This is a genomic window from Brachybacterium sp. AOP42-C2-15, from assembly GCF_052377065.1.
Classification (GTDB): domain Bacteria; phylum Actinomycetota; class Actinomycetes; order Actinomycetales; family Dermabacteraceae; genus Brachybacterium.
In genome coordinates, this window is the sequence record NZ_JBQSWK010000095.1 from 1 (window position 1) to 1611 (window position 1611).

At 65.8% G+C, this 1611-nt stretch carries 1 protein-coding gene; it reads right to left on the reverse strand.

What is annotated here, in order from left to right:
* Positions 1 to 129 precede the first annotated feature (129 nt).
* Positions 130 to 1347, reverse strand: a complete 1218-nt coding sequence (locus ACT3SQ_RS19150) for an IS110 family transposase (protein WP_444601612.1) — start codon at positions 1345 to 1347, stop codon at positions 130 to 132.
* Between the last annotated feature and the right edge of the window lie 264 nt (positions 1348 to 1611).

The following is a 1611-nucleotide window of genomic DNA, read 5'->3' on the forward strand; positions in this document are numbered from 1 at the left end:
GGGGGGTGTCCCTATGTTCTTCGTCAAGGGGAAGCGCGAAGTTCTCTCGGGATCTGAGGGGGCTGAGGGGCGCGTTGGAGCTGCCGGCGGGATGGTGCTGTTGCCGGGATCTTAGGGCGTTCGTTGGTGTCAGGCGGCTGCCGCGGTGGGTGTCTTCTGGATGGCCGGTGGGGAGTAGAACGTGCCGTCGCGGAGCATCGCGAAGAGCACGTCGCAGCGGCGTCTGGCGAGGGCGATGAGGGCTTGGTTGTGTCGCTTCTTCTCTGCTCGTTTCCGGTCGTAGTAGGCGCGGGAAACCGGATCTCTCAGCGCGGCGAACGCGGAGAGGAACAGGGCGCGTTTGAGGACCTTGTTGCCTCGCCTGGAGGGGTGGTCTCCACGGATGGAGGTGCCGGAACGCCAGGTCACGGGAGTGAGCCCGGCGTAGGAGGCAAGGTGTCCTGCGGTCTCGAACTGCTTGCCGGTCACCTCGGTGATGATCCTGGCAGCTGTCCTGACGCCGACCGCTGGCATGGACGTCAGGAGGTCGTGAAGAGGGTGGTCTGCCACCAGTGCCTCGACCTGTTCGAAGACCTCACCGCGGGCGGTGCGGAGCTGGGCGAGTTGGATCGCGAGCTGGCGCAGCACGACCCCGGCCGCGTCGGTGCCGGCCACGACCACGGTCTGCTCGCTTAAGGCCTCGAAGATCTCGGCGGCCCAGGGGTTCCCGCCACGAGGCGCATACTTCCGCATGAACGTCGCGACCCGGGTCTGACCAGCCTTTTTCAGAGCGGCCGGGCCGGGGTATTTCTCCAGCAGGGCCGCCATGACGGGATGGTCAAGGTGTCTGCCGATGACGCGCTCGAGAGCGGGATGGATCTGGGTGAGCAGCCCGCGGATCCGGTTTGAGGCCGCGGTGACCTGCCCGGCGAGGTCATCATCGAAGCCGCAGAGCATGCTCAGCTGAGCGGCCTGCTCATCAGCCAGAGCGATCGAGCGCAGCGTCTGAGGCATCGTGCGGGCGGCTTCGGCGATGATCGCCGCGTCACGGGCATCAGTTTTCGCTTCGCCGGGGTGGAGATCGGCAATGCGACGCATCGCGAGGCCGGGCAGATAGCCGATCAGAACGCCCATGTCCTGAGCGACGGCCAGGGGCAGAGCGCCGATGGTCGCGGGCTGGTCCACGACGACGAGGACCGTTCCGTGGCCAGCAGCTTTGCTGATCAAGGTCCGGAGTTTCGCCTCGTCCTGCGGGAGAGGCTGGTCCAGGAGTTTCTTGCCATTGCGGTCGATCGCGACGGCGTGATGGTCGGACTTTCCGACGTCGATACCGATGAACACGTCAACACTGTCGTGTTCGGAGATCATGAGGTCCTCCAAGGCTGGTGCGGGCAGGAACGAAGCTGGCTTGTCCTGCGGCCCCAGAGCTCGGCATCCACGTTACGCCCGACCTGCCGGCATGACCTCGCGCGACTTGGTCTGGTCCCTATCAGCGATCCTCTGACGCCTACCGGGACCCGGTGACAACACCCCCCGGATCATGAACGACTGGGGGCAATAGTCATGCCGGGCCCGACAGGCCAGCAACCCCGATCCCGGAGAGGTCCGGGGCTACGAACAAGGTAACGGGGG

What these genes read in the sequence shown, in the direction of transcription:
- ACT3SQ_RS19150 (WP_444601612.1), bottom strand. Translation starts at nt 1,347, where the DNA reads ATGATCTCCGAACACGACAGTGTTGACGTGTTCATCGGTATCGACGTC.